Genomic DNA, 26,923 nt, shown 5'->3' with positions numbered 1-26,923 from the left:
GACTGCTTTCACTGCCAACGACATGAGGAAGATGACAATGCAACAGCGCAAATTAGGTGCGAACGGCCCGCAGGTTTCGGCTATTGGGCTAGGCTGCATGGGAATGAGTGATTTCTACTCCACCGCGCAGGATGAAAAAGAATCCATTGCCACGTTGCATCGCGCACTGGAGCTGGGCGTTACGCTGCTGGATACCGCCGATATGTATGGCCCTCACACCAATGAGCTGCTGCTCGGCAAAGCCATAAAAGGCAAACGCGAACAGATCTTTCTGGCAACCAAATTCGGCATTGTACGCGACCCGGCAAACCCCAACGCACGCGGCGTCTGCGGTAAACCGGACTACATCCGCCGCGCGGTGGAAGGCAGCCTGACGCGCCTCGGTACGGACGTTATCGATCTTTACTATCAGCACCGCATCGACCCGACAGTTCCCATTGAAGAGACAGTCGGCACGTTGGCAGAGCTGGTTCAGGAAGGCAAGATTCGTTACATCGGCCTGAGCGAAGCCTCCGCCGCCACGCTGGAACGTGCGCACCGCGTGCACCCCATTACGGCGTTACAGAGCGAATACTCACTGTGGACGCGCGATATGGAAGCAGAGATTCTGCCCACCTGTGAGCGTCTGGGTATCGGCTTTGTGCCTTACAGCCCGCTGGGGCGCGGTTTCCTGACCGGTGCGATTCGCAGCCCGGACGATCTGGCTGCCGACGATTTCCGTCGTACCAATCCACGCTTCTCGGGGGAAAATTTCGGCAAAAACCTGCAACTGGTAGAGAAAATTAACCAACTGGCGCAGGAAAAACAGGTGACGCCATCACAGCTGGCGCTGGCATGGGTACTGGCGCAGGGTGAACATATTGTGCCGATTCCGGGCACCAAACGCCGTCGTTATCTGGAAGAGAACGTCGCGGCGCTGGATGTCACGCTGACGAAAGAGGAACTGGCCGCCATTGATGCTATTTTCCCACCCGATGCCGCAGCAGGTGAACGCTACGGCAAGGAGAGTATGGCGGCACTGAATCAATAGAAGAAGTATCAGTAAAGGCAATATCAGTAATAAGGATTACCGACGACGACCTTTGCTTCCTGTGCGCGGCGGACGACCGACGGTGGCCTGATACACCTTGAAGCGTCCAGTCTGCGCCAGCACTTCATGGCTACCAAAGGCGGCATCTAACAGCGCCGGATAAGGCAGGAAGGCGTTAGCGACGATGCGTAACTGTCCGCCAATCGGTAGATGGGTCACCGCACCACGAATCAGCATTTCCGCGGCTTGCAGGCTAGTCTGTAAGCCGTCATGGAACGGCGGATTAGACACGATCATATCGAAGCGGCCGTCGATGTCTGAGTAAACATTACTCGCAATCACGCTGCCTTCTAACGCATTCGCCGCCAGCGTTGCCTTGCTGGATTCGACAGCGGCTGCACTGACATCACTCAGCGTCAGGCGAATTTTCGGCGACTGTTTCGCCAGTACCGATGCCAATACGCCCGCACCGCAGGCGATATCCAGCACTTTGCCTTTCATGTGTGGCTCAAACGTAGACAGCAGCAATCGGCTACCCGGATCCAAGTCATCACGACTAAAGACACCCGGAAGCGTTTTGACGATCACGCCGTCCGTCACATACTCGTCCCACCACTCATCCAGCGTGAAGCTGGCCTGCTTGTCAATCCGACCGTGGTAAAGCCCGCAGCGACGTGCGCTGTCGATTTTTACCAACTCAACGAAGTCAGACAGCACAATTTCAGCACTACGCACGCCGCTGCGGTTTTCCCCAACAACGAAGATTTCCGTACCGACCGGCATCAGAGACAGCAGGTTACGCAGTTGGAATTCCGCTTCCTGTTTGCTCTTCGGCCAGTAATAAATCAGCGTGTCGCTATCCGCCACCAGCGCCGCATCCGCGACCAGACCATATTGAGCGTTATCCCCAAGTGGCTTTGCCATCTGTTGCCAGTGGTGATATTGGTTGCAATGGACACGCACTGACGCCGCCTCAAATTGCGCGGGCAGGGTATCCTGCAAATCACCGGCAAACAGAACTCGGCGTGAAAGAAATTCGTCACTATGGCGCAGTATGACTTCACTGGCGGGGGTTAATGCGGACATCAGGCTACGGCTCCTTAATCATTGAGCGGGGGATTATATACGCTTCGTCCCCGAAGTTGCAGAGCGGAGAGGAAATAACCGCACCGACGTTGGCGCAGTCTGACGGGGTTTGTTAGCATAGGCACGAATCATTTTCTCGCACGCCAGACAGGATAACGCATGGAATCAAGACGTGACAGGCTGCTACAGCAACTGGGGATTACGCAGTGGACGCTGCGTCGCCCGACGGTGCTGCAAGGCGAAATCGCCGTCAGTCTGCCCGAACAGGTGCGTCTGGTGATTGTCTCCGCCGAGCCGCTGGCCGATGATGAACCGCTGCTGACCGACGTTCTGCACAGTCTGGCGCTCACTCCCGCGCAAGCCTATCGCCTGACGCCGCAGCAGATCGAGATGTTGCCCGCCAACGCGCACTGCCATAGCTGGCGGTTAGGCATCGCGGAACCCATTGCGCTACAGGGTGTTCAGCTTTCCAGCCCTCTGCTTTCCGAACTTTATCAAAATGCCGACGCCAAACGGGCGCTGTGGCAACAGATCTGTGAACATGAACACGATATCTTCTCTGACGCCAGCCGATCTGGCACAAGCCTTTAAAATTGAACAAGTCAGCCACGCCTTTCCCTGGTCGGAAAAGACGTTTGTCAGCAATCAAGGTGAGCGTTATTTCAACATCAAACTGGAGCATGACGGGCAGCTTGCCGCTTACGCCATCACACAGGTCGTGCTGGATGAAGCGACATTGTTCAATATCGCGGTACACCCCGACCACCAGCGTCAGGGGCTGGGTCGCCAGCTATTGGAACATCTGATCGACGAAATGGAGCGACGCGGAATTCTGACGCTGTGGCTGGAAGTACGCGAGTCAAACGCGCGAGCCATCGCGCTTTATGAAAGCCTGGGATTTAACGAAGTCTCCGTGCGCCGCGATTATTACCCTACGGCACAAGGCCGGGAAGACGCTATTCTCATGGCGCTGCCGCTCGGCTAACCTCTTTACCTACGGCACTCGCGACTCGGCGGGTGCCATTGGGTGCCATAATGTGCGCCCCATCCCGCTCTGCCTTTTTTCCTGATAGAAAAATCCCCGCAACGTGATCGCTATAAATAAAACCTCGTTTCTTTTTTATCACAATGAAATTCCATTTCATGTTTCTGGTTTGCAGGCATGTATGGTTTATCCGTTATCTACGAGGAATAATATGAAAAAATACACTCTGGCTACGACGCTCCTGTGCGGTTTATTCTCTCTTTCCGCTTACGCGGTACAAGTAACGGCGGTGACAGCTTCCGCTTATGATTCAGACAAGGGCCACAAACCTGCCAACATTGCCGATGGCGACGTAAAAACGCGCTGGGCGGCAAATGGTGAGAGCTGGGTTCAGGTAGAACTGGATAAAGAACAGTCGGTTGAAAATTTTGTTCTGGTTCCTTTCAAAGCGGACGAGCGCAAACTGAAATTCTCCGTTTCCTACTCCACCGACGGGAAAACCTGGCAAAAACTGGCTGACAATCTGGTCACCTCCAACAATGCCAAAGACGGTGAAAAATTCACCTTCCCTGCCGTGAAAGCGAAATTCTTCAAGCTGGATACGTTCGGCACCGATGTGAACAAATGGAGTGCCATCAACGAGATCAGCTTTAACAGTGCCGCACAGGTTCCGGCTCAGGCGATTAAGTAACGTGTTGGAATCGTCTGGCGCTTAGGTCAGTCGATTCCGCTGTCGTTGAACGCACCACGCCCGATACGGCTATCGAGTGTGGTGCATTCCAACCTTGCGCCCCCTTGCATGCTCACCGCTTCCCTCACCTTCCCCTCCGACACCGTTACCCACATTTTCCTTAGCGTTGAAATAAAAATCATTCTCAACTAATATGCGCCTGAAATTTGACCTCCTATCGCTCCGTTTCAGGCACCAGACATGTCATCAGCCAATATTGATACCTCAGCAGATCTGCATCAGCTCTATTGTCAGCATCATGGCTGGTTACAGGGGCTATTGCGCAAACGGCTGGGGAATCTGTGTGATGCAGCCGATCTGGCGCAGGATGTATTTTTACGGCTCTTATTGAAACCGCGTCAATTCGACAGCCACGCGGGCGCGCGGGCTTACCTGAGCGTAATGGCGCAAGGTATGTGCGTCGATCTGTGGCGCAAACGGGAAATTGAGCGCGTCTGGCTCACCTCGCTCGCCGAACAGCCAGAGCCGGTTGCGCTGTCGGCGGAAGACAGCAACATCATTCTCGAAACCCTGTATCAGGTCGATGCCATGCTGCGAGCGCTGCCAGAGAAGGTGCGTGCGGCCTTTATCATGGCGCAGGTACAGGGATTACCCTATCGGGACATTGCCGAGACGCTGGGCGTTTCCGAACGCATGGTGAAAAAATACATGGCACAGGCCATGCTGCATTGTGTGCTGTTAGAAGCGGAGATAGACGCGGACGGTCAGGCCGTTGATTCATGAATAAGCCCAGCTTTATCGCCTTGCAGCAGGCATCGCAATGGTACGCCCAACTGTGCGATCGGGAACCTGACGATGAGCACTACCACCACTGGCAGCGCTGGATGGACGAAAGCGAGGAACACCGTCAGGCCTGGGAATACGTGCAAACGGTCAGCCAACGCTTCCAACCGCTGCGTGGTGACGGTCAGCAACCCGCGCTGAATACGCTACTGCACCAACCTGCACCGATGACACGCCGCCGGGCGCTCAAGCTCGCCGCGCTACTCAGCACCGGTTCACTGCTTTCCTGGCTGACTTACCGCCATACGCCGCTAAAAGACTCGCTGCTGGCGATGACGGCCGATCATCACAGCGCGGTTGGAGAAATCAAACCGCTCACCTTACCGGACAACACCCGACTGTGGCTGAACACCGCCAGCGCGATTGATATCCGCTACAGCGACCAGCGTCGGGAAATTGCCCTGCTGGCGGGGGATATTCTGATTGAGACCGCTGCCGATGCCCGCCCTTTCTTTGTCACCACCGCGCAGGGGCACTTGCAGGCGCTGGGCACGCGCTTCAGCGTCGCGCAGGAACCGGACGCTACCACGCTGACCGTTTACCAACACGCGGTTGAGGTCAGCGCCAAATACGCCTCCGCCGCGCGTCGGGTCAACGCGGGCTATCATCTGCGCTTTAACGCTGATGGCCAGGGGGACATGTTGCCCAATCAGCAGAACGATGCCGACTGGTCACACGGCGTGCTACAAGCGGACAACATGCCGCTGGGTGAAGTCGTGGAGAAACTATCACGCTATCGCCACGGCTATCTGGCGTGCCAGCCTGCCATTGCCGATTTACGCGTGATGGGCACCTTCCCCTTAACCGATACCGACATGGCACTGAACATGCTGGCGCAGGCCTTCCCGGTCCGCATCCAACGGCGTTTTCCGTGGTGGGTGACCGTCGAGCCACGCTGATATCACCTTCTTTTTTAGATGCAGACAAAAAATTTTCTCTTTTGAGTTCCCTTTTCTCCGCTGTCGTTCGATTCACAGTAAAACCACCAATTTTTACTCTGGGTCAGAAGGCGAATTTTCATGGCATTGATTCCATTTTTCTCTACACAGCGCACTCCTTCCAAACTGGCAATTGCCGTTCACCTGCTGCTGTGCGGCGCACCGCTGCTCGCACATTCCACTGCAATCGCAGCAGAAACGACAGCCACAGCGGCCACCAAAACCTACGCGATTTCTGCCGGGCCACTTAACCAGCAGTTGAACCAATTTGCCGCCCAATCAGGCGTTTATCTGGTCGGCGATGCGCAGCTGACGACAGGCAAAGCAGGGAAATCCCTGCAAGGGAACTACAGCGTGGAGGGCGGATTTGCGGCGCTGCTGGCAGGAAGCGGGCTTCAGGTGATTCCGCAACCTAATAGCGTCTGGCGCTTGCAGAGGATACCGCAGGGGGATGAAATGCTGGTCGTGGCGGGCATCAACCGCAATGGCGTGACCGAAGGCACTCAGTCCTACACCACGCGCAGCATGAATACCGCAACACAGCTGAATCTGTCACCGCGAGAAACGCCGCAGTCGGTGAGCGTCGTCACGCGCCAGCGCATGGACGATCAGAACATGACCTCGCTGGATGAGGCCATGAAGCAAACCACTGGCATCAACGTGGTCAACCAGAACAGCTATCAGGTGAAATACGAATCGCGTGCTTTCGTGATGGATAATATCAAGGAAGACGGCGTGAACTTTTCCAGCCAGAACAGCGTATCCAACATGGGTGCGGTTCAGTCCTCCAGCGAATCACCCGACCTGGCGATTTATGATCGCGTCGAAATCCTGCGCGGCGCGTCCGGCCTGTCACAAGGCAATGGCGAACCCGGCGGCACCGTTAATCTGGTGCGCAAGCAGCCTACTCACAATTTTCAGGCATCCGGCAGCGTTGGTGCGGGCAGTTGGGATAACTACCGCAGCGAACTCGATGTTTCCGGGCCGCTAAACGACGATGCCAGCCTGCGCGGCCGTCTCGTTGGCGTTTATCAGGATAAGCAAAGCTTTAAAGATTACGAGCACAGTGAAAGAAAAGTGCTGTTCGGTACGCTGGCCTACGATCTGACGCCGTCCACCACGGTCACTGGCGGCATCAACTGGCAAAAGACCCGGGGCGTGCCTGATGTGTATGGCATCCCGTTCGCCACCAATAAAAGCAGCCTGAACCTGCCGCGATCCACCTATCTGGGCGCCAGTTGGAACCGCATTGAGTTTGAAAAAATTAACCCGTTTGTCGAACTGGAACACCACTTCGACAACGACTGGACGCTGAAAACCGCGCTGAACTATATCCACTCCCGCGCAGCAAGCAGCTATATCGGTATCATGAACGGCACCAGCGGCGTCAATCCAGCAACGGGGACGTCATCGCTAAACAATAATCTGCGCTACGACAACAAAGCCGAACAGTGGGGTTACAACCTGAGCCTGAACGGTCCGTTCGAGCTGTTGGGACGTAATCATGAACTGGTGGTGGGTGGTGATTATCAGAAAGAGAATTTCGACAACAACCACATCCGCATCAACAACACCAGCAGCGTGAATATTTTCAACTGGCAGCCGAATTCGTTGGCAGAACCAGACTGGTCAAATACGAGTCTCTACAACAACCACTATAACGACCGCTTTAACCTGTATCAGCGCGGTGCGTTCGCCACGGCCAGATTCGAACTGGCGGATGACTGGAAGCTGATTCTGGGTGGCCGCTACAGCGCCTACAGCTATGACGAATATTTCACTAACCATCTCCGCAATACGTCCTCACTCAGCAGCCTGCATGCCAGCAATGAATTTGTGCCTTACGGCGGCCTGCTGTGGGACTTTGCCGACAACTACACCTGGTACCTGAGCTACGCCGAGATCTACAAGCCGCAGAGCGAAAAAGATCGCAACGGTAAGCTGCTGCCCGCCATTACTGGCACCAACTATGAAACCGGCGTGAAGGGCGAGTTCTTTGATGGCGATCTGAATACCTCGCTGGCGCTGTTCCGCATCATTCAGGCGAACCGCGCGATGGCCGTGGCGGATAGCTCTGTTTGCCTGATCGGGACAAGCTGCTCGCAAGCTCAAGGCGAAGTACGCAGCCAGGGTGTGGAGTTGGATGTCACGGGCAAACTGGCCGAAGGCTGGCAGATTCAGGCGGGTTATACCCTGACCAACAGTAAATATCTTGAAGGTAGCGCGAGCGAAAGAGCGGCGCAGTTCAGCCCGCGTACGCCGAAACATATGTTCAAACTCTACACCTCATACAATCTGCCGGGTGAGTTGAATCAATGGACGATTGGCGCAGGTATGACGGCACAGACCGAGACACAAACCTACCCTAATCGGGTTTATGGTCTGCATCAGGGCGGTTACACCCTGTTTAACGCCAATGTCCGCTATCAGTACAGCAAAAACCTGAGCTTCAATCTGGTTGGCAATAATCTGACGGATAAAACCTACTACTTAAACCTGAACAACCGCCATCTTAGCGGCAACAACTATTACGGCGACCCGCGTAATTTCATGCTGACCGCGAAGTGGAATTTCTAAGCGAACACGCCTGCCAGCCGAGGCTGGCAGGCCATCGCCTAACCCATTATGCAAACGCTTAAACGCTTTTATGCACTGGTCGCGCCTTTCTGGCTGACCACGCGAGCCACGCTGCTCTGGTTGCTACTGCTGCTGATTATGAGTCTGACGCTCTCTGTCGTGTGGATCAGCGTGCAGTACAACAACTGGAGCCGGGATTTTTACGACGCGCTGGCCGACTACTTTCAGCACGCGTCAATCTACGATATGGCCGTGCGCTATCTGGCCTACACGCTGCTGTTTGTGCTGGTCATCATCTGCGGCAACTGGCTCAAGAAACAGCTGATTATCCGCTGGCGCGATACCATGACGCACCAGTATGAACAGGATTGGCTGCGTAATAACGCCCACTACCAACTCAGCGCCGGGCTGGATAACCCCGATCAGCGCATCGCGGAAGATATCCGTCTGCTGATCGAACAGAGTCTCGAACTCCTGCTTTCGCTGCTGAAAAATACCGCCCGTTTTTTCTCTTTCATCGCCATTCTCTGGCAGCTTTCCGGCGTCCATACCTTCACGCTAGTCGGCTATACCATCACGGTACACGGCTATCTGGTGTGGATCGCGCTGGTTTACGCCGCAGTAGCCAGCGTGGTGACGCACCTGCTAGGGCATCGCCTGCACAAGCTGAATATTGAACGTCAGCGGGCAGAAGCCGACTACCGCGCCACGCTGCTGCGGGTGCGAGACAACAGCGAGCAAATCGCGTTTTACCAAGGGAGCGACGCCGAGCAGCAGCGGATGCGGCAACACTTCCTGCCCATCGTGCAAAATTGGCAGCGTTTAATGACGCGAGAATTCCGGCTGGAAAGCTTTACGACCAGCTATTTCCGTTTCAGCCTGATTATTCCGGTTTTCGCTACCCTGCCACTGTTTCTCGCCCGTCAGGTTAGCCTCGGGGCGATTATGCAGGCGCGATCCGCCTTCGGTTATGTGCTGGATGCCTTTGGCTGGTTTATCGATGCCTATCGCCAGTTGATTCAGTGGTCTTCTACGATTGAACGGCTGTGGGAATTCCAGCACCGCTTACAGCAATTACCGACGCCAGAGGAACCGCTCCATGAAGGCCATGATCTGCACATCAACGCGCTGTCAGTCTCGCGCCCCGAAGGGTCACCGTACTTCTCCCCGCTGACGCTCACGCTTCAGGCTGGCGAATGGGCGGTACTCAGCGCAGTCAGCGGCAGTGGAAAAACCACGCTGCTGCGGGCGCTGGCGGGGCTGTGGCCAACCTCACAAGGTGAAAGGCATTTCCCTGCGGGCCGCGTGCTGTTTTTACCGCAAAAGGCCTATTTACCGCAGGACACACTGCGTCAGGTTCTGTGTTATCCGCAGGCGCAGTTAGCGGATACCGCACGGTTGATCGCGGTACTAGAACAAACCGGGTTGGCCGCGCTGATTCCCCGCCTGGACGACAAGGCGAACTGGAGCCGGGAACTATCAGGCGGTGAACAACAGCGTCTGTCGCTCGCGCGTGCGCTGTTGCTGCGACCGACGCTACTTTGTCTGGATGAAGCTACCAGCCAGCTCGACGACGCGGCGGCGCTTCAACTGCTAGAGCAAATCAGATTAACACTGCCACAAACCATTGTTTTGGCCGTCAGCCATCAGCCTGCGGTGCTAGCATGCTTCAAACATCAGATACAGTTAACGCCACTCGAACCAGAGAAGAAAGCGCACACAGAGAACCGTATTGTCGATCTTTCTGTTGCGCCGCTAACGGCGGACAGTCAGCAGGTTGCTTATGGAAGGATTTGAAGGGAAAAACAGAAAAATACAGCCCGGAGCGGATGTCCGGGCTGATGTGATATTACTCGTTATCGCCCAGCAGAACGGATTCCAGCGCGATTTCGATCATCTCGTTGAACGTGTTTTGACGCTCTTCTGACGTGGTTTGTGCACCGGTACGAATGTGGTCAGAAACGGTACAGATTGCCAGCGCTTTCGCACCGAACTCTGCCGCGACGCCATAGATACCGGCCGCTTCCATTTCCACACCCAGAATGCCGTATTTTTCCATCACGTCGAACATCTGCGGATCTGGCGTGTAGAACAGATCGGCAGAGAAGATGTTACCGACGCGGACAGAAACATCGCGTGCTTTGGCAGCATCAACGGCATTACGCACCATATCGAAATCGGCAATCGCCGCGTAATCGTGATCTTTGAAACGCATACGGTTCACTTTGGAATCCGTACAGGCACCCATGCCGATTACCACGTCGCGCAGCTTAACATCTTCACGTACCGCACCGCAGGAACCCACACGAATGATCTTCTTCACGCCGAATTCGGTGATCAGTTCTTTCGCATAAATTGAGCAGGATGGGATACCCATACCGTGACCCATTACCGAAATTTTACGGCCTTTGTAAGTCCCCGTGAACCCTAACATGCCACGCACGTTGTTCACTTCGCGGGCATCATCCAGAAAGGTTTCTGCAATGTACTTAGCGCGCAGCGGGTCGCCCGGCATCAGTACAACGTCCGCGAAATCACCCATTTCTGCATTAATATGTGGCGTAGCCATGCGTTTATTCCTTAATTAATCAAGTTTCACGTAAAAAACGGTGTGTTTTACAGTATCGATTTGCCGTAGTCCATAGGCGACAGGCCAAAGTAGGTCGCGACCGTCTGCCCGATATCGGCGAAGGTTTCACGGTGGCCGTATGACCCCGGCTTCACGTTCGGCCCATAGATCAGCACCGGTACGTTCTCACGAGTGTGATCGGTGCCGTGCCAGCTCGGGTCACAGCCGTGGTCAGCCGTCAGAATCAGGATGTCGTCACCCTTCACGCGGGACAGCATTTCTGGCAGGCGACGGTCGAACAGCTCCAGCGCGGCAGCGTAGCCCGGAATATCCCGGCGGTGGCCGTAGGCAGAATCGAAATCAACAAAGTTGGTAAACACGATGGTGTTGTCACCTGCGCTATCCATTTCTTTCAGCGTGGCGTCAAACAGCGCATCGATGCCGGTGGCCTTTACTTTCTTGGTAATGCCGACCTGCGCGTAGATATCCGCAATTTTACCAACGGAAACCACTTCGCCGCCTTTTTCATCCACCATTTTTTTCAGGATGGTCGGCGCAGGCGGTTCAACAGCCAGATCGTGACGGTTGCCGGTACGCTCGAAGTTGCCGGGTTTGTCGCCGATAAACGGACGTGCGATTACGCGCCCGATGTTGTAATTCCCTTCGGTCAGCTCTTCACGGGCGATTTCACACAGCTCGTACAGCTTATCCAGACCGAACGTTTCTTCATGGCAAGCAATCTGGAACACCGAATCCGCAGAGGTGTAGAAAATCGGCTTGCCGGTTTTCATGTGTTCTTCAGCCAACTGATCCAGAATCACCGTACCGGAAGAGTGGCAGTTGCCCAGATAGCCCGGCAGATTGGCGCGTTTTACCAGTTTATCCAGCAGTTCCTGCGGAAAACTGTTTTCTTCATCTTTAAAATAGCCCCAGTCGAACAGGACAGGCACACCGGCAATTTCCCAGTGACCAGACGGCGTATCTTTACCCGAGGAGATTTCGCTGGCGTGCGCGTAAGCACCGATGATGTCTGCGTTTTCATCCAGCCCTGCCGGGAACGTCCCCGTTGAGGACTCAGCGGCTTTACCCAGCCCCAGACGGCTCAGGTTCGGCAAATGCAGCTTACCGCTGCGCCCTTTATCCGCCGTCCCTGCTGCACACGCCTGAGCGATATGACCCAGCGTATCTGAACCGACATCGCCAAAACGTTCTGCATCAGCACTACTGCCGATCCCAAACGAGTCGAGAACCATAATATATGCACGTTTCATTCTTTTTCTCCTGCGCAGCTATGCGCTAACGCCCTGCCGAGAGGCAGGGGAAAATCAATTCAAGACGACCACTAACCAGCCTAATGCGATCACGCTTCTGCGCTCACCCGGCGATAGACCATCGGGGTCTTTTCTGGTGCCGTGTCGCCCAGTTGGATCGCGGCACGGACTTCATTCGCCGCCTGCTGCCACTGCGCTTCCGTATTGGCGTGGATCACCGCCAGCGGACGCTGCGCGTCAACGCGCTCGCCCAGACTGATCATGCTATCCAGACCGACGCTGTAATCGATCGTATCCGTGGCCTGACGGCGTCCGCCGCCCAGCGAGACGACTGCCATGCCCAGCGCGCGGGTATCCATCCCAGTTACGATGCCTTCACGCGTCGCAAAAACCGGCTTGCTTAATGTCGCCACCGGCAGGTAACGATCGTAGTGTTCGACAAAATCGCCCGGGCCACGCTGTGCGGCGACCATGCGACCAAAGACTTCGGCAGCTTTACCGTTATCCAACACGGCTTGCAGACGTGAATGCGCGTCGTCCGCCGAGCTTGCCAGTCCGCCCGCCAGCAGCATCTCGCCACATAGCGCCATAGTAACATCATACAGGCGTGGATTGCGGCTCTCTCCCGTCAGGAAACGCACGGCTTCCCGCACTTCCAGCGCGTTACCCGCACTCGAGGCCAGCACCTGATTCATATCAGTCAGCAATGCGCTGGTGCGACATCCCGCGTTATTTGCTACGCCGACAATCGCCTGTGCTAGCTGTTCGGACAGTTCATAGGTCGGCATAAACGCCCCGGAACCCACTTTGACGTCCATCACCAGCGCATCCAGCCCTTCCGCCAGTTTCTTCGCCAGAATCGACGCGGTGATCAGCGGGATTGAATCGACCGTGGCGGTAATGTCACGCGTGGCGTAAAAGCGTTTATCCGCCGGAGCCAGCGATGAGGTCTGCCCAATGATCGCGACACCAACCTGCTGGATGATGCGACGAAAATCTTCATCGTTCGGGAAAATATCCAGTCCCGGAATCGCTTCAAGTTTATCTAACGTGCCGCCGGTATGCCCTAAGCCGCGCCCAGAGATCATTGGGACGTAACCCCCACAGGCGGCAACCATCGGCCCCAGCATCAGCGAGGTGACATCCCCGACGCCACCAGTAGAGTGTTTGTCCACCAGCGGGCCGTTCAGGTTCAGACTCTTCCAGTCCAGTACCGTGCCGGAGTCACGCATCGCCAGCGTCAGCGCCACACGCTCATCCATCGACATATCGTGAAAATAAATGGTCATTGCCAGCGCCGCAATCTGGCCTTCAGAGACGGTATTGTCACGAATACCATTGATAAAGAAGCGGATTTCTTCTTCGCTCAGAGCTTTTCCATCACGCTTCTTACGAATAATTTCTTGAATCAGAAACAAGGTTTGTACTCCTGATGAATTCTGATATGGCTCAGCAGCCTGTCGCTGCGAGCACATTTGCTGTGAACAAAATCGTACGCTGTATGCACGTAATTAGTAGCCGCCCTGCGGAGCCGCGGTTCCGTGGCCAAGCGTGGTCAGCAGACTCGCCAGCAGACTGGATGCGCCAAAGCGAAAATGCTGTGCAGTCGCCCATTCCGCGCCCATGATATCGTCCGCCAGTTGCAGGTAGATGGCGGCATCTTCCGCGTTACGCACGCCGCCAGCCGCTTTAAAGCCAACGCGCTCGCCCACGCCTTTATCGCGTATCGCCTTCAGCATGATCGCCGCGCTTTCTGGCGTCGCGTTCACCGGCACTTTACCGGTTGAGGTTTTAATGAAATCGGCCCCTGCATCAATGGCAATCTCGCTCGCCTGACGGATCAGCGCTTCTTGCTTTAGCTCACCCGTTTCGATGATCACTTTCAGCAGCACATGGGCATCCTGACACACGGCTTTACATGCCTGCACCAGCTCAAAACCGATTTGAGCGTTGCCTGCTATCAGTGCGCGGTAAGGGAATACGACATCAACTTCATCAGCGCCGTAGGCTATCGCTGCCTTGGTTTCTGCAACAGCAATTGCCACATCATCATTGCCGTGCGGGAAGTTGGTCACCGTCGCGATGCGGATATCCGGCGTACCCTGCTCACGCAGGATCTTTTTCGCCAGAGGGATAAAACGTGGATAGATACAGATAGCAGCAGTTTTTCCTGCCGGGCTGTTTGCCTGACGGCAGAGTGCCGTCACTTTTTCATCCGTATCATCCTCATTCAGCGTGGTTAAATCCATCAGCGCCAGCGCGCGTTGCGCGGCCGTGGTCAGCTTGGTCATACAACACTCCAACTCGTCAGCCGGTCTAACCGGCCCTGAACATTAACTGGTGCAAAACCAGCACGTTTGGCGAGCGGACTTGGTTCCTTGAAGATAGCGCCCAGGCGAAACAACCTGTAGCGGCACCGAGATCCTTCTCACCGCAGTCAGCCTTCCTCTACCCTTCATTCTGTGATTATTTCAACACCGAAAGAACGACATCGAAAGAAACTATTTATTCATCAAACAATTATTCATCAAACAAAAAATTATTCATCAGACAACAAACGATTCATCGAATATTTGAACACGCCATGCCGGACTATTTTGTGCATCCACTCACACTTGATGTAAGAGAAATGCAATAGATAGTGATTATATGTGATTTTTATCACACATACTTCTCCAGATAAGGTGCGTTCGATGAATTAACAGTGACAACCTTGTCGGCCAGATGATCCCTCTATATCAGGAAAAAGAGGCGGCAGCACACGGTCGAAGATCGCCAGACGCTTCTGGTTGAAGTCATATATATACCCTAAATAATTCAAGTTTCAGGACAAAACGTTAACGTTTTGAACAACGCAAAGCGTTGGCCCTTTAGGGCGAGGCTCATTTATGGGCCTTGTAACGCGGCAAGCGAAGGAGTCCCGATGAGCTTACTTGAGTAAGTGATTCGGGTGACTGAACGCAGCCAACGCACATGCAACTTGAAGTATGACGGGTATAGAGTAAGCATAGCGGCTTCTCTCCAGGTACAGAGAGAAACCGCTGGCAGAGCAGGAAATTATTTCCCTGCGGAAGGTTTACGGTAATCCAGCGCGGGGTTTCGATCGCCCAGCAGCGGCTTGTAGTGGAAATTCTCGCCACGGCTCTTGTCGAACTCCGCTTTCGCCTGTTGAATTAATGCAGGATCGCTCAGTAGCTTCGCCCCTGTGACGGCCAGCGTTTTGGCTGCAACGTCCATGCCTTTATAGCCAATCGCCATGCCGCCGGACGCCACCGCCTGCCAGCTGTGCGCGGGTACGCCCGGTACCCAGGTCGCCGTTCCCAGCCCAACCGTCGGCACGACCCAACTGACATCGCCTACATCGGTCGACGCATAGCCCGTTTCACCAAAATGGTACGGCGCGATCTGACCGGCACTGGAAAGCGGCGGCAGTTTGGATTGATCCAACGTTTTCTGCAACGCAGTGGCAAAATCCGTATCCGCCTTATCCCACTGCGGCGCCCCAACGCTTCTGAGGCTGTCATCCATCACTTTTCCCAACACGTCGTTTGGCAACAGGCTGTACACACCGCCGAGTATTTCAAATTCATAACGCGTTTCGGTTCCCAACGCCGCGCCTTCCGCCGCTTTACGGATACGATCGGTCACGCTGGCGACTACGGCCGGATCGGGGTGACGCACGTAGTAATACACTTCGGCGAAGTCCGGCACCACGTTCGGCGCTTTACCCCCATCGGTAATCACATAGTGGATGCGCGTTTCCTGCGGCACATGCTCTCGCATCGCGTTCACCATAAAATTCAACGCCTCTACGCCGTCCAGCGCCGAACGCCCTTTCTCTGGTGCCATCGCAGCATGCGCGGAGCGACCATAGAAACGAAACTTCCCGTTCACGTTCGCCAGTGAATAATCTTGCGAGGCAGAATTCTCATCACCGGGATGCCAGTGCAGCATTACATCCACATCCTTAAACAGCCCCTCCCGCGTCATATAGACTTTACCGGAACCGCCTTCCTCCGCTGGCGTGCCGTAAACCCGGATTTGTCCCGGTTTACCCGTCGCTTCTAGCCACTGTTTCAGCGCAATCGCCGCCCCCACCGACCCCGCACCAAACAGGTGATGTCCACAGGCATGCCCGGCCTCAATACCCGCAACGGGCGAACGCTCCGGCGTCGCGGCCTGAGAGAAACCCGGCAGCGCGTCCATCTCGGCCAGAATACCAATAACCGGCCCACCGGATTTCCCTGCCGTCGCCACAAACGCGGTTGGAATCCCCGCAACGCCCGCTTCAATGCTGAACCCTGCGGCTTTCAGCTCATTCTGTAAAAGTTGGGACGTGTTGGTTTCCAGATAGCCCAGCTCTGGCTTTGACCATATCTGCTGAGCAACGGTCGTCATCTGGCCCGAGTAGTTCGCGACGGCGTTCACGATCGTTTCCCGATCTTTCTCAGCCAGTTCAGCGGCATAGCCCAGTGAGAGGAAGCAAGAAGAGAACGCCACGGCCAGCGCGGGCGGTATATATCGTTTCAGTGTCATACGTTTTTCCCTATCCGTAAAAGAAATACACGCCGATGAATAACGGCTATTGGTGTGATGCAGTGCCCGTTCTTTGAAAGGCAAGCGCGTTGAAATGCTAGTGCTTTGAAATGCTAATTGTTTGAAATACGATTGGTGTGAAGTGCTATTTATGTTTAGCTGTGCCGAGCAGCTTTTTCAAACAATAATCTACAGACAACGCTATGACTGAACACGCCGAAGATTCGCACTGGTATCTGTACATACTGCGCACAGTCGCAGGGGCGTTGTACACGGGTATCACAACGGACGTCAGTCGCCGCCTGAATCAGCATCAAACGGGAAAAGGGGCAAAAGCGCTGCGGGGAAAGGGAGAATTAACGCTGGTGTTTCACTGTCTGGTGGGCGATCGCTCAGACGCGCTCAAACTGGAATATCGCATTAAGCAGTTGAGCAAAAACCAAAAAGAAAGGCTGGTACAAGACCAGCCCAAGACGCTTTGTATTTCAAACACGTTGTATTGATACGCTATCGGCTAACGAATCACGTTAGAGAAAACGGTTAAACGGCTCGGCGTATTCCACCAGCCCGCTCGCGCTTTCAAACCCGCTTTCACCCTCAGGACGACCCTCACCGACGACATGGTTATCCGCCAGCGGATAGACCTGAAAAGCCGATGCACTGTCCGGCCAGCGGCAGTGCAACTGATGCTCTGTAGCCGGAACGAAGCCAAAACGAGAATAGTACGTTGGCTCACCCAGCACGACGACGGCGGTATAGCTAAATTCATTCAGCGCATCCAGCCCTTCGTAGACCAGCTTCTCCCCCACGCCCTGCCGACGCAGGCTTTCGTCTACCGCCAACGGCGCAAGCGCCACCCACTGGCGATCCTCACCGTCGATCAGCACCGGGCTGAATGCCGCGTAGCCCACCACGCCGCCTTCATCGTCAGTCGCCACAACGCCGAGCGTCAATAAGCCATCTTCACGCAGTTGATGAACCAGATCCGCTTCCGCGCCCGTTGGAAAAGCACGGCGCAATAAGTTGTCGATCCCTGCGGCATCAACGGGAATTTCCACCCGAACTAGCATGATGCTGGCGCGTGATTCGTTGATTGCACTACGCCCTCCTGTAAGCCGGCTTCAACAAAGTTCGCCAGTTGCAGCAGGCCAATGCGCAGCGGCGCAGGCATGGCTTCCAGCTCAATGGCGTCCATCAGGTTCTTCACATACAACCCTAACTCGGTATCGCCCTCAATGCGCAGACGACGCTGGAAAAAGAGCGTATCGGGATCTTCTTTACGCGCGGCGATCAAAATCAGATCGTTCGCGTCTGCACTGAAGCTGACATCCGGCGTCTCAGCGTGGCTCACGACCAGACGCCCGTCGCGCAGCGTCATAAACCACTGCAAACCAACGTCACGCACCTCAATTTTCAGCCAGCGGCTTTCGAGAAATGCCAGATCGCCCTCTTCCAGCGCCTGACGGAACTGCCAGCCCAACATCTGTTCCAAAACCTGACGCTGTAGCGCAAAGGGAGTGAACTTGAGTGGCTTACCTAATAAGCTCGGCCCCTGACGCACAATCTGCGCTCGTAGTTTTTCCAACACTGGCGTACTCCTCTTAAAGCAATCTGACTGTTCAGATAATCTGCAAACATTTTGCCACATCCACCGCACGCGGCAGAGGTCTATGTCAATAATTTAGTCGGTTATCCGATTATGCCCAACAGATTTTGTCCTTGCGCGACGATTAGCACCATAAACTGCCTTAAATCAAAGTCCTTACCGATTTGGTTAATTAAGATTCCCAATCGTTAACAACATTCATCGACTGATAAAAAATCGCTTACGGCAACCCGCAAGGGCGAGAAGCTGAATGCCCGTCATAAACGCGATCGTCAGTCTGAACATCATTGATCGTACCGAGCAGCTACGGCCCCGAAGGGATTAATGAAGGATTGTGTATGGAACTGCTTTGCCCCGCTGGCAACCTGCCGGCACTGAAAGCTGCCATCGATAATGGCGCAGATGCGGTCTATATCGGCCTAAAAGATGACACCAACGCACGTCATTTTGCCGGGCTGAATTTTACCGATAAGAAGCTACAGGAAGCGCGCGAGTACGTGCACCGCCACCGGCGTAAGCTGCACATCGCCATCAATACGTTTGCTCACCCAGACGGCTATCAGCGCTGGCAGCGCGCCGTGGACATGGCCGCACAGATCGGGGCCGACGTGCTGATCCTCGCCGATCTCGCCATGCTGGAATATGCCGCCGAGCGCTATCCCCACATCGAACGTCACGTGTCGGTGCAGGCTTCCGCGACAAACACCGAAGCGATCCGTTTCTATCATCGCCATTTCGATGTCTCACGCATCGTACTGCCGCGCGTGCTGTCCATTCATCAAGTGAAGCAAATTGCCCGCACCAGCCCGGTGCCGCTCGAAGTGTTCGCTTTCGGCAGCCTGTGCATCATGGCGGAAGGCCGCTGTTATCTCTCTTCTTATCTGACCGGTGAATCACCGAATACCGTGGGTGCCTGCTCACCAGCGCGATTTGTACGCTGGCAGCAGACCGAAAACGGTATGGAATCTCGCCTGAACAATATCCTGATCGATCGCTATCAGGACGATGAAAACGCCGGTTACCCCACATTGTGCAAAGGCCGTTATGTAGTCGATGGGCAGCGCTACCATGCGCTGGAAGAACCAACCAGCCTGAACACACTGGAGCTTCTGCCTGAATTGATGGCTGCCAATATTGCCTCTGTGAAGATAGAAGGCCGCCAGCGTAGCCCGGCCTACGTCAGCCAGATTACGCAGGTGTGGCGACAGGCTATCGATCGCTGCCGTGCCAATCCTGACACATTCGTTCCCACTCAGGCCTGGATGGATGCGTTAGGCGCAGTGGCAGAAGGCACGCAGACCACGCTCGGCGCTTATCACCGTAAATGGCAGTAGCAGGAGAACACATGAAATACGCATTAGGGAATATCCTCTACTATTGGCCGAAAGAGGATGTTGAGGCGTTTTATCGGGCCGCGGTGAACAGCAGCGCTGATATCATTTATCTCGGCGAAACGGTGTGCAGCAAACGCCGCTTGATGAAGGTGGCGGACTGGTTCAACGTTGCCCGCGAGGTCGCCAACAGCGGTAAGCAGGTGGTGATTTCTACGCTCGCGCTCTTACAAGCGCCGTCTGAACTTACCGAGCTAAAACGCTATGTGGAGAACGGCGAGTTTTTGCTGGAAGCGAACGATCTGGGCGCAGTTAACATCGCCGCCGAACGCAATCTGCCGTTTGTCGCCGGGCACGCGCTCAACTGCTACAACGCTTACACTCTGCGAGTCCTGCATAAACAAGGCATGGTGCGCTGGTGCATGCCAGTTGAGCTATCCCGAGACTGGCTGCAAAACTTGCTGAATCAGTGTGACGAGCTTGGCTTTCGCCATCAGTTTGAAGTGGAAGTGCTCAGCTACGGCCATTTACCGTTAGCCTATTCCGCCCGCTGCTTTACCGCCCGCTCAGAAGATCGGCCGAAGGATGAATGCGAAACCTGCTGCCTCAGCTATCCGCAAGGCAGAAAAATGCTGTCGCAGGAGAACCAGCAGGTGTTTGTCCTCAACGGCATCCAGACGCAAAGCGGCTATTGCTACAACCTCGGCAACGAACTGGCATCAATGCAGGATCTGGTCGATATCGTCAGGCTGTCCCCGAACGATATCAGCACCCCGGCGATGCTGGATAAATTCCGCGCTAACGAACAAGGCAATGCACCATTAACGCTGGAAAATCAGGCAGATTGCAACGGCTACTGGCGCCGCGTCGCCGGCCTTGAACTCGTTCAATAACTCATTTCCTATCAGGGCGGTCAGCCGCCCTTTTCTCAAACGCACCTTTTGAATTACGCATAACAGACACATTCCCTCATACTGCTCTGACTTTCATCATTGACTGACGGCGTTAGCATCCACCGTGATGGGTGGAGTCAGTGAACAACAAAGTGAGCCATATTATGTCCACACCTTCTCAATCCACCGTGTTTTCCGTCCTCGATCTTGCGCCTATTCCGCAGGGTGCAACAGCGCGTGACGCCTTTCATCGCTCGCTGGATCTGGCGCAACAGACAGAAAAATGGGGCTATCACCGCTATTGGCTGGCGGAACATCACAGCATGACGGGTATCGCCAGCGCGGCGACGTCGGTGCTGCTCGGCTATCTTGCCTCGGGTACACAACGCATCCGTCTCGGCTCCGGCGGCGTGATGCTACCAAACCACTCACCGCTCGTCATCGCCGAGCAGTTCGGTACGCTGGAATCGCTGTACCCCGGCCGTATCGATTTAGGATTAGGCCGTGCACCCGGCACCGACCAGCGCACCATGATGGCACTGCGCCGTCACCTCAATGCCGATATCGAAGATTTCCCACGCGATGTGCAGGAATTGCAGCGCTATTTTGCCGACGCACAGCCGGGTCAACCGGTGCAAGCCGTCCCTGGGCAAGGTCTGCACGTTCCAATTTGGCTATTGGGCTCGAGCCTGTACAGCGCACAGCTGGCAGCGAGACTGGGTTTACCTTTCGCTTTTGCCGCCCATTTCGCACCCGATATGTTGCTGGAGGCATTCCGCCTCTACCGTGAGAACTTTGTCCCTTCAGCCACCCACGCCAAGCCCTACGCGATGGTTTGCGTCAATGTGGTGGCAGCCGATAGCGATCGAGATGCGCGCTTCCTCTTCACCTCGATGCAGCAACAGTTCATCAACCTGCGCCGTGGCACACCGGGCCCGCTGCCCGCGCCGGTAGAAAACATCGACACGGTCGGATCGCCTGCCGAGCAGTTCGGTACAGATCAAGCATTACGGCTGTCGATTGTTGGCGATAGCGTGAAAGTCCGTCATGGATTGCAGAGCCTTTTGCGTGAAACGCAGGCGGATGAAGTGATGATCAATGGTCAAATTTTTGACCATCAGGCGCGACTGCGCTCGTTTGAAATCGCGATGGATGTACGGCAGACGCTGTAATATCGAACGAGTGAGTTTGTTCTGACCAAAAAAAACGACCCGTTCAGGGTCGTTTTGTATTGCAGTAGATTTTAAAAAAATCGTAGCTTACGCGTCAGCAGGACGACGACGTGGAGCACGTGAAGCACCGTCACGGTTATCACGGTTGAAAGAACGTTCGCGACGCTCACCGCCGTTACCGTTACCTTCACGGCGTTCACCACCGCCGAAAGAGCGACGTGGCGCAGCGCCATCACGACGTTCGCCACCAGGACGACCACCGCCACGACGTTCTGGCTGTGCAACTGCATCACCCATCAACTGCATATTCATTGGTTTGTTCAGAATACGCGTACGAGTGAAATGTGATAACAGGTCGCCCGGCATACCTTTCGGCAATTCAATCGTCGAGTGAGACGCGAACAGCTTGATGTTACCGATATAACGGCTGCTGATATCACCTTCGTTGGCGATGGCGCCAACAATGTGACGCACTTCAACGCCGTCATCACGACCCACTTCAATACGATACAGTTCCATCTCACCAGCATCACGACGTTCGCGACGCTGCGGACGATCGCCATCACGAGGTTCACGGGAATCGCGAGGCTCACGACGACGATCGCCACGTGAATCACTGCGAGACTCATCACGATCGCGGAATTCACGACGAGGACGGAATACCGGATCGGGTGGCAGAATCAGAGGACGTTCGCCCTGCGCCATTTTCAGCAGCGCAGCAGCCAGCGTTTCAACATCCAGCTCTTCCTGCGGCTGCAGTTTTGTCAGCAGCGCACGGTACATATCCAGATCGCTGCTTTCCAGCTGTTGCTGTACTTTAGCGGCAAACTTAGCCAGACGACGTTGACCCAGCAATTCTGCATTTGGCAATTCCACTTCTGGAATTGTCAGCTTCATTGTGCGCTCAACGTTGCGCAGCAGGCGACGTTCACGGTTTTCGACGAACAGCAGAGCACGGCCCGCACGACCTGCACGGCCAGTACGGCCAATACGGTGAACGTAAGACTCGGAATCCATCGGGATATCGTAGTTCACTACCAGGCTGATACGCTCAACGTCCAGACCACGCGCCGCAACGTCGGTTGCGATCAGGATATCAAGACGGCCATCTTTCAGACGCTCCAGCGTTTGCTCACGCAGCGCCTGATTCATATCACCGTTCAGCGCGGCGCTGTTGTAACCGCTACGCTCCAGAGCTTCGGCCACTTCCAGCGTCGCATTCTTGGTACGAACGAAAATAATCGCCGCATCAAAATCTTCCGCTTCCAGGAAACGTACCAGCGCTTCATTTTTACGCATGCCCTGCACCGTCCAGTAGCTCTGGCTGATGTCTGGACGCGTAGTAATGCTTGATTGAATGCGAACTTCTTGCGGATCTTTCATGAAACGGCGCGTAATGCGGCGAATCGCTTCCGGCATGGTCGCAGAGAACAGCGCAGTCTGATGTTGAGCAGGGATCTGAGCCATGATGTTTTCAACATCTTCAATGAAGCCCATACGCAGCATTTCATCAGCTTCGTCCAGCACCAGACCACTCAGGTTGGACAGATCCAACGTACCGCGTTTCAGGTGATCCAGCAGACGGCCCGGCGTACCCACAACGATCTGTGCTCCGCCACGCAAAGCGCGCAGTTGCACGTCATAACGCTGGCCGCCGTACAGTGCAACGACATTCACGCCGTGCATATGTTTGGAGAAATCATTGCAGGCCTCTGCTACCTGCACCGCCAGTTCGCGGGTCGGTGCCAGCACCAGAATCTGTGGTGCTTTAAGTTCAGGTTTCAGATTGTTCAGTAATGGCAGAGAGAACGCTGCTGTTTTACCGCTACCGGTCTGTGCCATACCCAGCACATCGCGACCGTTCAGCAGGTGGGGAATACATTCCGCCTGAATCGGAGACGGTTTTTCATAGCCCAAATCAGTCAGGGCATTAAGGATAGAGGTGTTCAGCCCCAAATCGGCAAAAGAAGTTACTAAATCAGTCATGTACACGTGCCTCATTAAACATGGCGGCCAGTCTACATAACTCGTCGTGAAAATTTTCAGTCATTTTCATTGAAAAGTGTGAACCGGCTCAAATTGGATTAAAAAGCGAACAAAAAAGCCCTCACCCGTGAAGGTGATAACCGAAGTTTTTCAGGCTGATTAAGTGTTCGTCAGCTATTGCTGGTCCGATCCTGATAGGTCGTCTTGCTCTTGGCCTAATAGCGCCAATTCCAACAATGCATAGCGGTGCTCAACAAAGTTATGAACGTTGTTGGCAACCGTCAGCTTGAACAGCGCCAAAGCGGTGTTCTTGTCCCCCAGACTTAGGTAGTGCTTACCTAAATAGAAGTCAGTTTCACTGAGATGCTCAGCGAGCGAAGTGTTATCCGTAGCTTCTACCTGTAAACGCTGCATCAGTGTTTTTTCACTGATACTGCCCAGATAGAATTCGACAATATTCCATCCCCAAGGCCCTTTCTTGGCGTCGTCATAGCGTTTCTTCAACGCAATTTTGGCCGTCTCTGGATTGATTTCTCGCTCCACAAGATACAGCCACAACGAACGGAAAGGATCATTCGGATCGTCTCGATAAAACGCCAGCAGATCATCCTGCGCTAACAGATAGCGACCGCCATAATACAAAGCGATGCCCCGGTTTAAACGCGCATAATTGTAAGTTGGATCAAGCTCTAGTACAGAATCAAACGCTTCATAGGCAGCATCAAAATTGCCTGCCTGCGTTAAATAGATACCCAAATAGTTAAAAACTTCTGGAATATCAGGGCGGATAGTCAGCGCTTGTGAAAAATCATTCCGCGCCAATGCCCGTAACCCGAGACTATCATACAGCACTCCGCGCTCATATAATAGCTGTGCTCGCTCATCATCGGTTAATGCCCGGCTTGCAAGGATTTGTTCCATGCGTGCCAGAATCACTTCCTGCTGTAAAGTAGGCTGTAACGGAATCGCCAATACTGCGTCTTTACGCCAATCCGTGTTGCTGCATCCTGCCAGCATGAGTGCTGTTGCAACATAACACCAGCGCAAGAAAGGCTTCATTTCCCACTCCCGAAGACAAACATTGGATGAACATCCTGTCCCGGACCGCTCAACGCAAGGACATCCATTCCCTTACGATACACGCAGCACCTTGCCATGATAATCAGGCAAGGTGCCATAAGACCGTTATCTAACAGTCGTTATTCCTCAGAAGACGGGGCTGCCGCTTCCTGAGTTTGCGCAGTTGCTTCTTTGATGCTTAAGCGCACGCGGCCCTGACGATCAACTTCCAGAACCTTGACCGGCACTTCCTGACCCATTTGCAGGTAGTCAGTCACTTTCTCTACGCGCTTGTCGGCGATCTGAGAAATATGCACCAGGCCTTCTTTGCCGCCGCCGATAGCGACGAAAGCACCAAAATCAACGATGCGGGTAACTTTACCCTGATACACGCGGCCGACTTCGATTTCGGCAGTGATCTCTTCAATACGACGAATCGCGTGTTTCGCTTTTTCGCCGTCGGTTGAAGCGATCTTCACAGTACCATCGTCTTCGATTTCAATCGTCGTGCCTGTTTCTTCCGTCAGCGCACGAATCACAGAACCACCTTTACCGATGACATCTTTGATCTTATCGGTACTGATTTTGATGGTGTGAATACGTGGTGCGAATTCAGAGATATCGCCACGTGGCGTGCTGATCGCCTGCTCCATCACGCCCAGAATGTGCAAACGTGCACCTTTGGCCTGATTCAAAGCAACCTGCATGATCTCACGGGTAATCCCTTCGATCTTGATATCCATCTGCAGCGCGGTGATACCTTCACGGCTACCGGCAACTTTAAAGTCCATATCGCCCAGGTGGTCTTCGTCACCCAGAATGTCGGACAGAACAACAAAGTTGTCGCCTTCTTTCACCAGACCCATCGCGATACCCGCAACGGCTGATTTGATTGGCACGCCTGCATCCATCAGTGCCAGAGAAGCACCGCAGACAGACGCCATGGAAGAAGAACCGTTGGATTCAGTGATTTCAGACACCACACGCACGGTGTACGGGAATTCGTTCGCCTTCGGCATAACGGCCAACACGCCACGCTTAGCCAGACGACCGTGACCGATTTCACGACGCTTAGGTGAACCGACCATACCGGTTTCACCAACAGAGTACGGAGGGAAGTTGTAGTGCAGCAGGAAGCGATCGGTACGTTCACCGGTCAGTTCGTCGATATTCTGCGCATCACGCTCAGTCCCCAACGTTGCCGTTACCAACGCCTGCGTTTCACCACGGGTGAACAGCGCAGAACCGTGGGTACGCGGCAGTACGCCAGTACGCACATCCAAACCACGAATCATGTCTTTTTCACGGCCATCGATACGCGGTTCGCCAGCCAGCACGCGGCTACGTACGACATTTTTCTCAACGTTACCCAGAATTTCCTGGATATCGCCCGCATTCAGCGTTTCGTCTTCAGCTTGCAGAGCGGCAACAACATCAGCTTTGATGACGTCAACTTGTGCATAACGCTCTTGTTTTTCAGTGATGCGGTAAGCGTCACCCAGACGTGCTTCAGACAAAGCCTGTACACGCTGCTCTAAAGAAACGTTAACTTCTGGCGCATGCCAGTCCCACTTCGGTTTGCCAGCTTCAGCAACCAGAGCGTTGATGTTCTGGATAACGATCTGCTGTTGCTCGTGACCAAACACCACAGCACCCAGCATCTGATCTTCGCTCAGCAGCTCAGCTTCGGATTCCACCATCAGAACCGCGCCTTCTGTACCTGCAACCACCAGATCCAGACGGCTTTCTTTCAGCTCATCCATCGTTGGGTTCAGGACATACTGATCGTTCAGGTAACCGACGCGTGCAACACCGATAGGACCGTTGAACGGAATACCAGACAGGCTCAGCGCCGCAGAGGCACCGATCATGGCAACGATGTCAGGGCTAACCTGTGGGTTAACAGAAACGACGGTCGCAATCACCTGAACTTCATTCAGGAAACCTTCTGGGAACAGAGGGCGGATCGGGCGGTCAATCAGACGAGAGGTCAGCGTTTCACCTTCGCTTGGACGGCCTTCACGGCGGAAGAAACCACCAGGGAAACGTCCAGCAGCGTAAGTACGCTCCTGATAGTTAACCGTTAATGGGAAGAAACTTTGACCAGGTTTAGCACTTTTAGCGCCTACAACGGTAACGAATACCGCGGTGTCATCCATGCTTACCATCACAGCGGCGGTAGCCTGGCGTGCCATCATACCGGTCTCTAACGTGACGGTATGCTGACCATATTGGAACTTACGGACGATCGGATTCAGCAAAATAATATCCTTAGCTGGGGCGCGCTACACGTATTCAAGATAAACGCGCCAGTGAACTCCCGACCTTTACACTACATCCTCACGACTAA

Annotated in this window: 24 protein-coding genes; 12 read left to right on the top strand and 12 right to left on the bottom strand. The window is 54.5% G+C overall.

Annotation, left to right across the window (positions count from 1 at the left end):
- Positions 1–37 precede the first annotated feature (37 nt).
- Positions 38–1,030, top strand: coding sequence for an aldo/keto reductase (locus BUB06_RS06315; RefSeq protein WP_039470766.1), 993 nt, complete (start codon positions 38–40; stop codon positions 1,028–1,030).
- A gap of 36 nt (positions 1,031–1,066) precedes the next feature.
- Here BUB06_RS06315 and rsmC read toward each other — a convergent pair whose 3' ends face one another.
- Positions 1,067–2,116 (bottom strand): 16S rRNA (guanine(1207)-N(2))-methyltransferase RsmC, encoded by a 1,050-nt coding sequence (gene rsmC / locus BUB06_RS06310; RefSeq protein ID WP_039470764.1) that lies wholly within the window; start codon positions 2,114–2,116, stop codon positions 1,067–1,069.
- A 159-nt stretch (positions 2,117–2,275) separates the two neighbouring features.
- On the opposite strand from rsmC, the gene BUB06_RS06305 reads away from it, so the two are divergent.
- From BUB06_RS06305 to BUB06_RS06270, 7 genes are all read left to right on the top strand, one after another.
- Positions 2,276–2,707: a DNA polymerase III subunit psi gene (locus BUB06_RS06305; RefSeq protein ID WP_039470762.1), complete on the top strand. Its 432-nt coding sequence runs from the start codon at positions 2,276–2,278 to the stop codon at positions 2,705–2,707.
- Entirely contained in the window at positions 2,658–3,101 is a 444-nt protein-coding gene (rimI, locus tag BUB06_RS06300; RefSeq protein WP_039470760.1) for a ribosomal protein S18-alanine N-acetyltransferase, read from the top strand. The genes BUB06_RS06305 and rimI overlap by 50 nt, the downstream gene beginning before the upstream one ends.
- A 211-nt stretch (positions 3,102–3,312) precedes the next feature.
- A complete protein-coding gene (locus BUB06_RS06290; protein WP_039470758.1) occupies positions 3,313–3,792 on the top strand; it encodes a discoidin domain-containing protein in 480 nt (159 codons plus the stop codon).
- 240 nt (positions 3,793–4,032) lie between these two features.
- A complete protein-coding gene (locus tag BUB06_RS06285; RefSeq protein ID WP_039470756.1) occupies positions 4,033–4,575 on the top strand; it encodes a sigma-70 family RNA polymerase sigma factor in 543 nt (180 codons plus the stop codon).
- On the top strand, positions 4,572–5,534 hold the full coding sequence (locus tag BUB06_RS06280; protein ID WP_039470754.1) for a FecR domain-containing protein: 963 nt from the start codon (positions 4,572–4,574) through the stop codon (positions 5,532–5,534). The genes BUB06_RS06285 and BUB06_RS06280 overlap by 4 nt, the downstream gene beginning before the upstream one ends.
- A 120-nt stretch (positions 5,535–5,654) precedes the next feature.
- A complete protein-coding gene (locus BUB06_RS06275; RefSeq protein WP_039470753.1) occupies positions 5,655–8,150 on the top strand; it encodes a TonB-dependent siderophore receptor in 2,496 nt (831 codons plus the stop codon).
- 48 nt (positions 8,151–8,198) lie between these two features.
- Positions 8,199–9,947 carry an ABC transporter ATP-binding protein/permease gene (locus BUB06_RS06270; protein WP_039470751.1) on the top strand — a complete coding sequence of 583 codons (1,749 nt, stop codon included), beginning with the start codon at positions 8,199–8,201 and terminating at the stop codon, positions 9,945–9,947.
- A 52-nt stretch (positions 9,948–9,999) separates the two neighbouring features.
- Here the strand turns inward: BUB06_RS06270 and deoD are convergent, their stop codons facing one another.
- The 5 genes from deoD to BUB06_RS06245 all read right to left on the bottom strand — a co-directional run bounded on the left by deoD (position 10,000) and on the right by BUB06_RS06245 (position 16,526).
- Positions 10,000–10,719 (bottom strand): purine-nucleoside phosphorylase, encoded by a 720-nt coding sequence (gene deoD, locus BUB06_RS06265; RefSeq protein WP_010300039.1) that lies wholly within the window; start codon positions 10,717–10,719, stop codon positions 10,000–10,002.
- 47 nt (positions 10,720–10,766) lie between these two features.
- Positions 10,767–11,990 (bottom strand): phosphopentomutase, encoded by a 1,224-nt coding sequence (gene deoB / locus BUB06_RS06260; RefSeq protein WP_039470749.1) that lies wholly within the window; start codon positions 11,988–11,990, stop codon positions 10,767–10,769.
- Between the two features lie 89 nt (positions 11,991–12,079).
- On the bottom strand, positions 12,080–13,408 hold the full coding sequence (gene deoA, locus BUB06_RS06255; RefSeq protein WP_039470747.1) for a thymidine phosphorylase: 1,329 nt from the start codon (positions 13,406–13,408) through the stop codon (positions 12,080–12,082).
- Positions 13,409–13,501: 93 nt separating this feature from the next.
- Positions 13,502–14,281, bottom strand: coding sequence for a deoxyribose-phosphate aldolase (gene deoC, locus BUB06_RS06250; protein WP_039470745.1), 780 nt, complete (start codon positions 14,279–14,281; stop codon positions 13,502–13,504).
- Positions 14,282–15,047: 766 nt separating this feature from the next.
- Positions 15,048–16,526 carry an amidohydrolase gene (locus BUB06_RS06245; protein WP_039470743.1) on the bottom strand — a complete coding sequence of 493 codons (1,479 nt, stop codon included), beginning with the start codon at positions 16,524–16,526 and terminating at the stop codon, positions 15,048–15,050.
- Positions 16,527–16,729: 203 nt separating this feature from the next.
- Here BUB06_RS06245 and BUB06_RS06240 point away from each other — a divergent pair, with 203 nt between their 5' ends.
- Entirely contained in the window at positions 16,730–17,029 is a 300-nt protein-coding gene (locus BUB06_RS06240; protein WP_010300032.1) for a GIY-YIG nuclease family protein, read from the top strand.
- A gap of 24 nt (positions 17,030–17,053) precedes the next feature.
- Here BUB06_RS06240 and BUB06_RS06235 read toward each other — a convergent pair whose 3' ends face one another.
- Together BUB06_RS06235 and ubiT are read right to left on the bottom strand one after the other, a co-directional pair.
- Positions 17,054–17,596 carry a GNAT family N-acetyltransferase gene (locus BUB06_RS06235; RefSeq protein WP_039470738.1) on the bottom strand — a complete coding sequence of 181 codons (543 nt, stop codon included), beginning with the start codon at positions 17,594–17,596 and terminating at the stop codon, positions 17,054–17,056.
- A complete protein-coding gene (ubiT, locus tag BUB06_RS06230; RefSeq protein ID WP_039470736.1) occupies positions 17,590–18,114 on the bottom strand; it encodes a ubiquinone anaerobic biosynthesis accessory factor UbiT in 525 nt (174 codons plus the stop codon). Before ubiT ends, BUB06_RS06235 begins: the two co-directional genes overlap by 7 nt.
- Positions 18,115–18,470: 356 nt before the next feature.
- On the opposite strand from ubiT, the gene ubiU reads away from it, so the two are divergent.
- The 3 genes from ubiU to BUB06_RS06215 all read left to right on the top strand — a co-directional run bounded on the left by ubiU (position 18,471) and on the right by BUB06_RS06215 (position 21,528).
- The gene (ubiU, locus tag BUB06_RS06225; RefSeq protein ID WP_039470733.1) at positions 18,471–19,466 is read left to right on the top strand and encodes a ubiquinone anaerobic biosynthesis protein UbiU; all 996 of its coding nucleotides are present in this window, start codon (positions 18,471–18,473) and stop codon (positions 19,464–19,466) included.
- An 11-nt stretch (positions 19,467–19,477) separates the two neighbouring features.
- Positions 19,478–20,356 carry a U32 family peptidase gene (locus BUB06_RS06220; protein WP_039470732.1) on the top strand — a complete coding sequence of 293 codons (879 nt, stop codon included), beginning with the start codon at positions 19,478–19,480 and terminating at the stop codon, positions 20,354–20,356.
- Positions 20,357–20,520: 164 nt separating this feature from the next.
- Positions 20,521–21,528, top strand: a complete 1,008-nt coding sequence (locus BUB06_RS06215; RefSeq protein ID WP_039470730.1) for a luciferase-like monooxygenase — start codon at positions 20,521–20,523, stop codon at positions 21,526–21,528.
- Between the two features lie 87 nt (positions 21,529–21,615).
- Here BUB06_RS06215 and BUB06_RS06210 read toward each other — a convergent pair whose 3' ends face one another.
- The 4 genes from BUB06_RS06210 to pnp form a co-directional block, all read right to left on the bottom strand.
- Positions 21,616–23,514, bottom strand: coding sequence for a DEAD/DEAH family ATP-dependent RNA helicase (locus BUB06_RS06210; protein WP_039470728.1), 1,899 nt, complete (start codon positions 23,512–23,514; stop codon positions 21,616–21,618).
- Complete coding sequence (yrbN, locus tag BUB06_RS22440; RefSeq protein WP_223193433.1) at positions 23,507–23,578, bottom strand: protein YrbN; 72 nt, start codon at positions 23,576–23,578, stop codon at positions 23,507–23,509. Before yrbN ends, BUB06_RS06210 begins: the two co-directional genes overlap by 8 nt.
- Before the next feature lie 110 nt (positions 23,579–23,688).
- The gene (nlpI, locus tag BUB06_RS06205) at positions 23,689–24,573 is read right to left on the bottom strand and encodes a lipoprotein NlpI (protein WP_010279700.1); all 885 of its coding nucleotides are present in this window, start codon (positions 24,571–24,573) and stop codon (positions 23,689–23,691) included.
- A gap of 140 nt (positions 24,574–24,713) precedes the next feature.
- Positions 24,714–26,834: a polyribonucleotide nucleotidyltransferase gene (gene pnp / locus BUB06_RS06200; protein ID WP_010300014.1), complete on the bottom strand. Its 2,121-nt coding sequence runs from the start codon at positions 26,832–26,834 to the stop codon at positions 24,714–24,716.
- Between the last annotated feature and the right edge of the window lie 89 nt (positions 26,835–26,923).

Origin of the sequence: Pectobacterium carotovorum (assembly GCF_900129615.1) — a bacterium.
Taxonomy (GTDB): domain Bacteria; phylum Pseudomonadota; class Gammaproteobacteria; order Enterobacterales; family Enterobacteriaceae; genus Pectobacterium; species Pectobacterium carotovorum.
Note: the sequence above shows the minus strand (reverse complement) of the source record. Positions and strands in the feature narration are given on the sequence as shown.

What these genes read in the sequence shown, in the direction of transcription:
- BUB06_RS06210 (WP_039470728.1), bottom strand. Translation starts at nt 23,514, where the DNA reads ATGACTGATTTAGTAACTTCTTTTGCCGATTTGGGGCTGAACACCTCT.
- BUB06_RS06235 (WP_039470738.1), bottom strand. Translation starts at nt 17,596, where the DNA reads ATGCTAGTTCGGGTGGAAATTCCCGTTGATGCCGCAGGGATCGACAAC.
- deoC (WP_039470745.1), bottom strand. Translation starts at nt 14,281, where the DNA reads ATGACCAAGCTGACCACGGCCGCGCAACGCGCGCTGGCGCTGATGGAT.
- BUB06_RS06290 (WP_039470758.1), top strand. Translation starts at nt 3,313, where the DNA reads ATGAAAAAATACACTCTGGCTACGACGCTCCTGTGCGGTTTATTCTCT.
- ubiU (WP_039470733.1), top strand. Translation starts at nt 18,471, where the DNA reads ATGGAACTGCTTTGCCCCGCTGGCAACCTGCCGGCACTGAAAGCTGCC.
- BUB06_RS06305 (WP_039470762.1), top strand. Translation starts at nt 2,276, where the DNA reads ATGGAATCAAGACGTGACAGGCTGCTACAGCAACTGGGGATTACGCAG.
- BUB06_RS06285 (WP_039470756.1), top strand. Translation starts at nt 4,033, where the DNA reads ATGTCATCAGCCAATATTGATACCTCAGCAGATCTGCATCAGCTCTAT.
- BUB06_RS06270 (WP_039470751.1), top strand. Translation starts at nt 8,199, where the DNA reads ATGCAAACGCTTAAACGCTTTTATGCACTGGTCGCGCCTTTCTGGCTG.
- BUB06_RS06220 (WP_039470732.1), top strand. Translation starts at nt 19,478, where the DNA reads ATGAAATACGCATTAGGGAATATCCTCTACTATTGGCCGAAAGAGGAT.
- BUB06_RS06280 (WP_039470754.1), top strand. Translation starts at nt 4,572, where the DNA reads ATGAATAAGCCCAGCTTTATCGCCTTGCAGCAGGCATCGCAATGGTAC.
- BUB06_RS06315 (WP_039470766.1), top strand. Translation starts at nt 38, where the DNA reads ATGCAACAGCGCAAATTAGGTGCGAACGGCCCGCAGGTTTCGGCTATT.
- rsmC (WP_039470764.1), bottom strand. Translation starts at nt 2,116, where the DNA reads ATGTCCGCATTAACCCCCGCCAGTGAAGTCATACTGCGCCATAGTGAC.
- BUB06_RS06240 (WP_010300032.1), top strand. Translation starts at nt 16,730, where the DNA reads ATGACTGAACACGCCGAAGATTCGCACTGGTATCTGTACATACTGCGC.
- BUB06_RS06245 (WP_039470743.1), bottom strand. Translation starts at nt 16,526, where the DNA reads ATGACACTGAAACGATATATACCGCCCGCGCTGGCCGTGGCGTTCTCT.
- BUB06_RS06215 (WP_039470730.1), top strand. Translation starts at nt 20,521, where the DNA reads ATGTCCACACCTTCTCAATCCACCGTGTTTTCCGTCCTCGATCTTGCG.
- BUB06_RS06275 (WP_039470753.1), top strand. Translation starts at nt 5,655, where the DNA reads ATGGCATTGATTCCATTTTTCTCTACACAGCGCACTCCTTCCAAACTG.
- rimI (WP_039470760.1), top strand. Translation starts at nt 2,658, where the DNA reads ATGAACACGATATCTTCTCTGACGCCAGCCGATCTGGCACAAGCCTTT.
- deoD (WP_010300039.1), bottom strand. Translation starts at nt 10,719, where the DNA reads ATGGCTACGCCACATATTAATGCAGAAATGGGTGATTTCGCGGACGTT.
- deoB (WP_039470749.1), bottom strand. Translation starts at nt 11,990, where the DNA reads ATGAAACGTGCATATATTATGGTTCTCGACTCGTTTGGGATCGGCAGT.
- nlpI (WP_010279700.1), bottom strand. Translation starts at nt 24,573, where the DNA reads ATGAAGCCTTTCTTGCGCTGGTGTTATGTTGCAACAGCACTCATGCTG.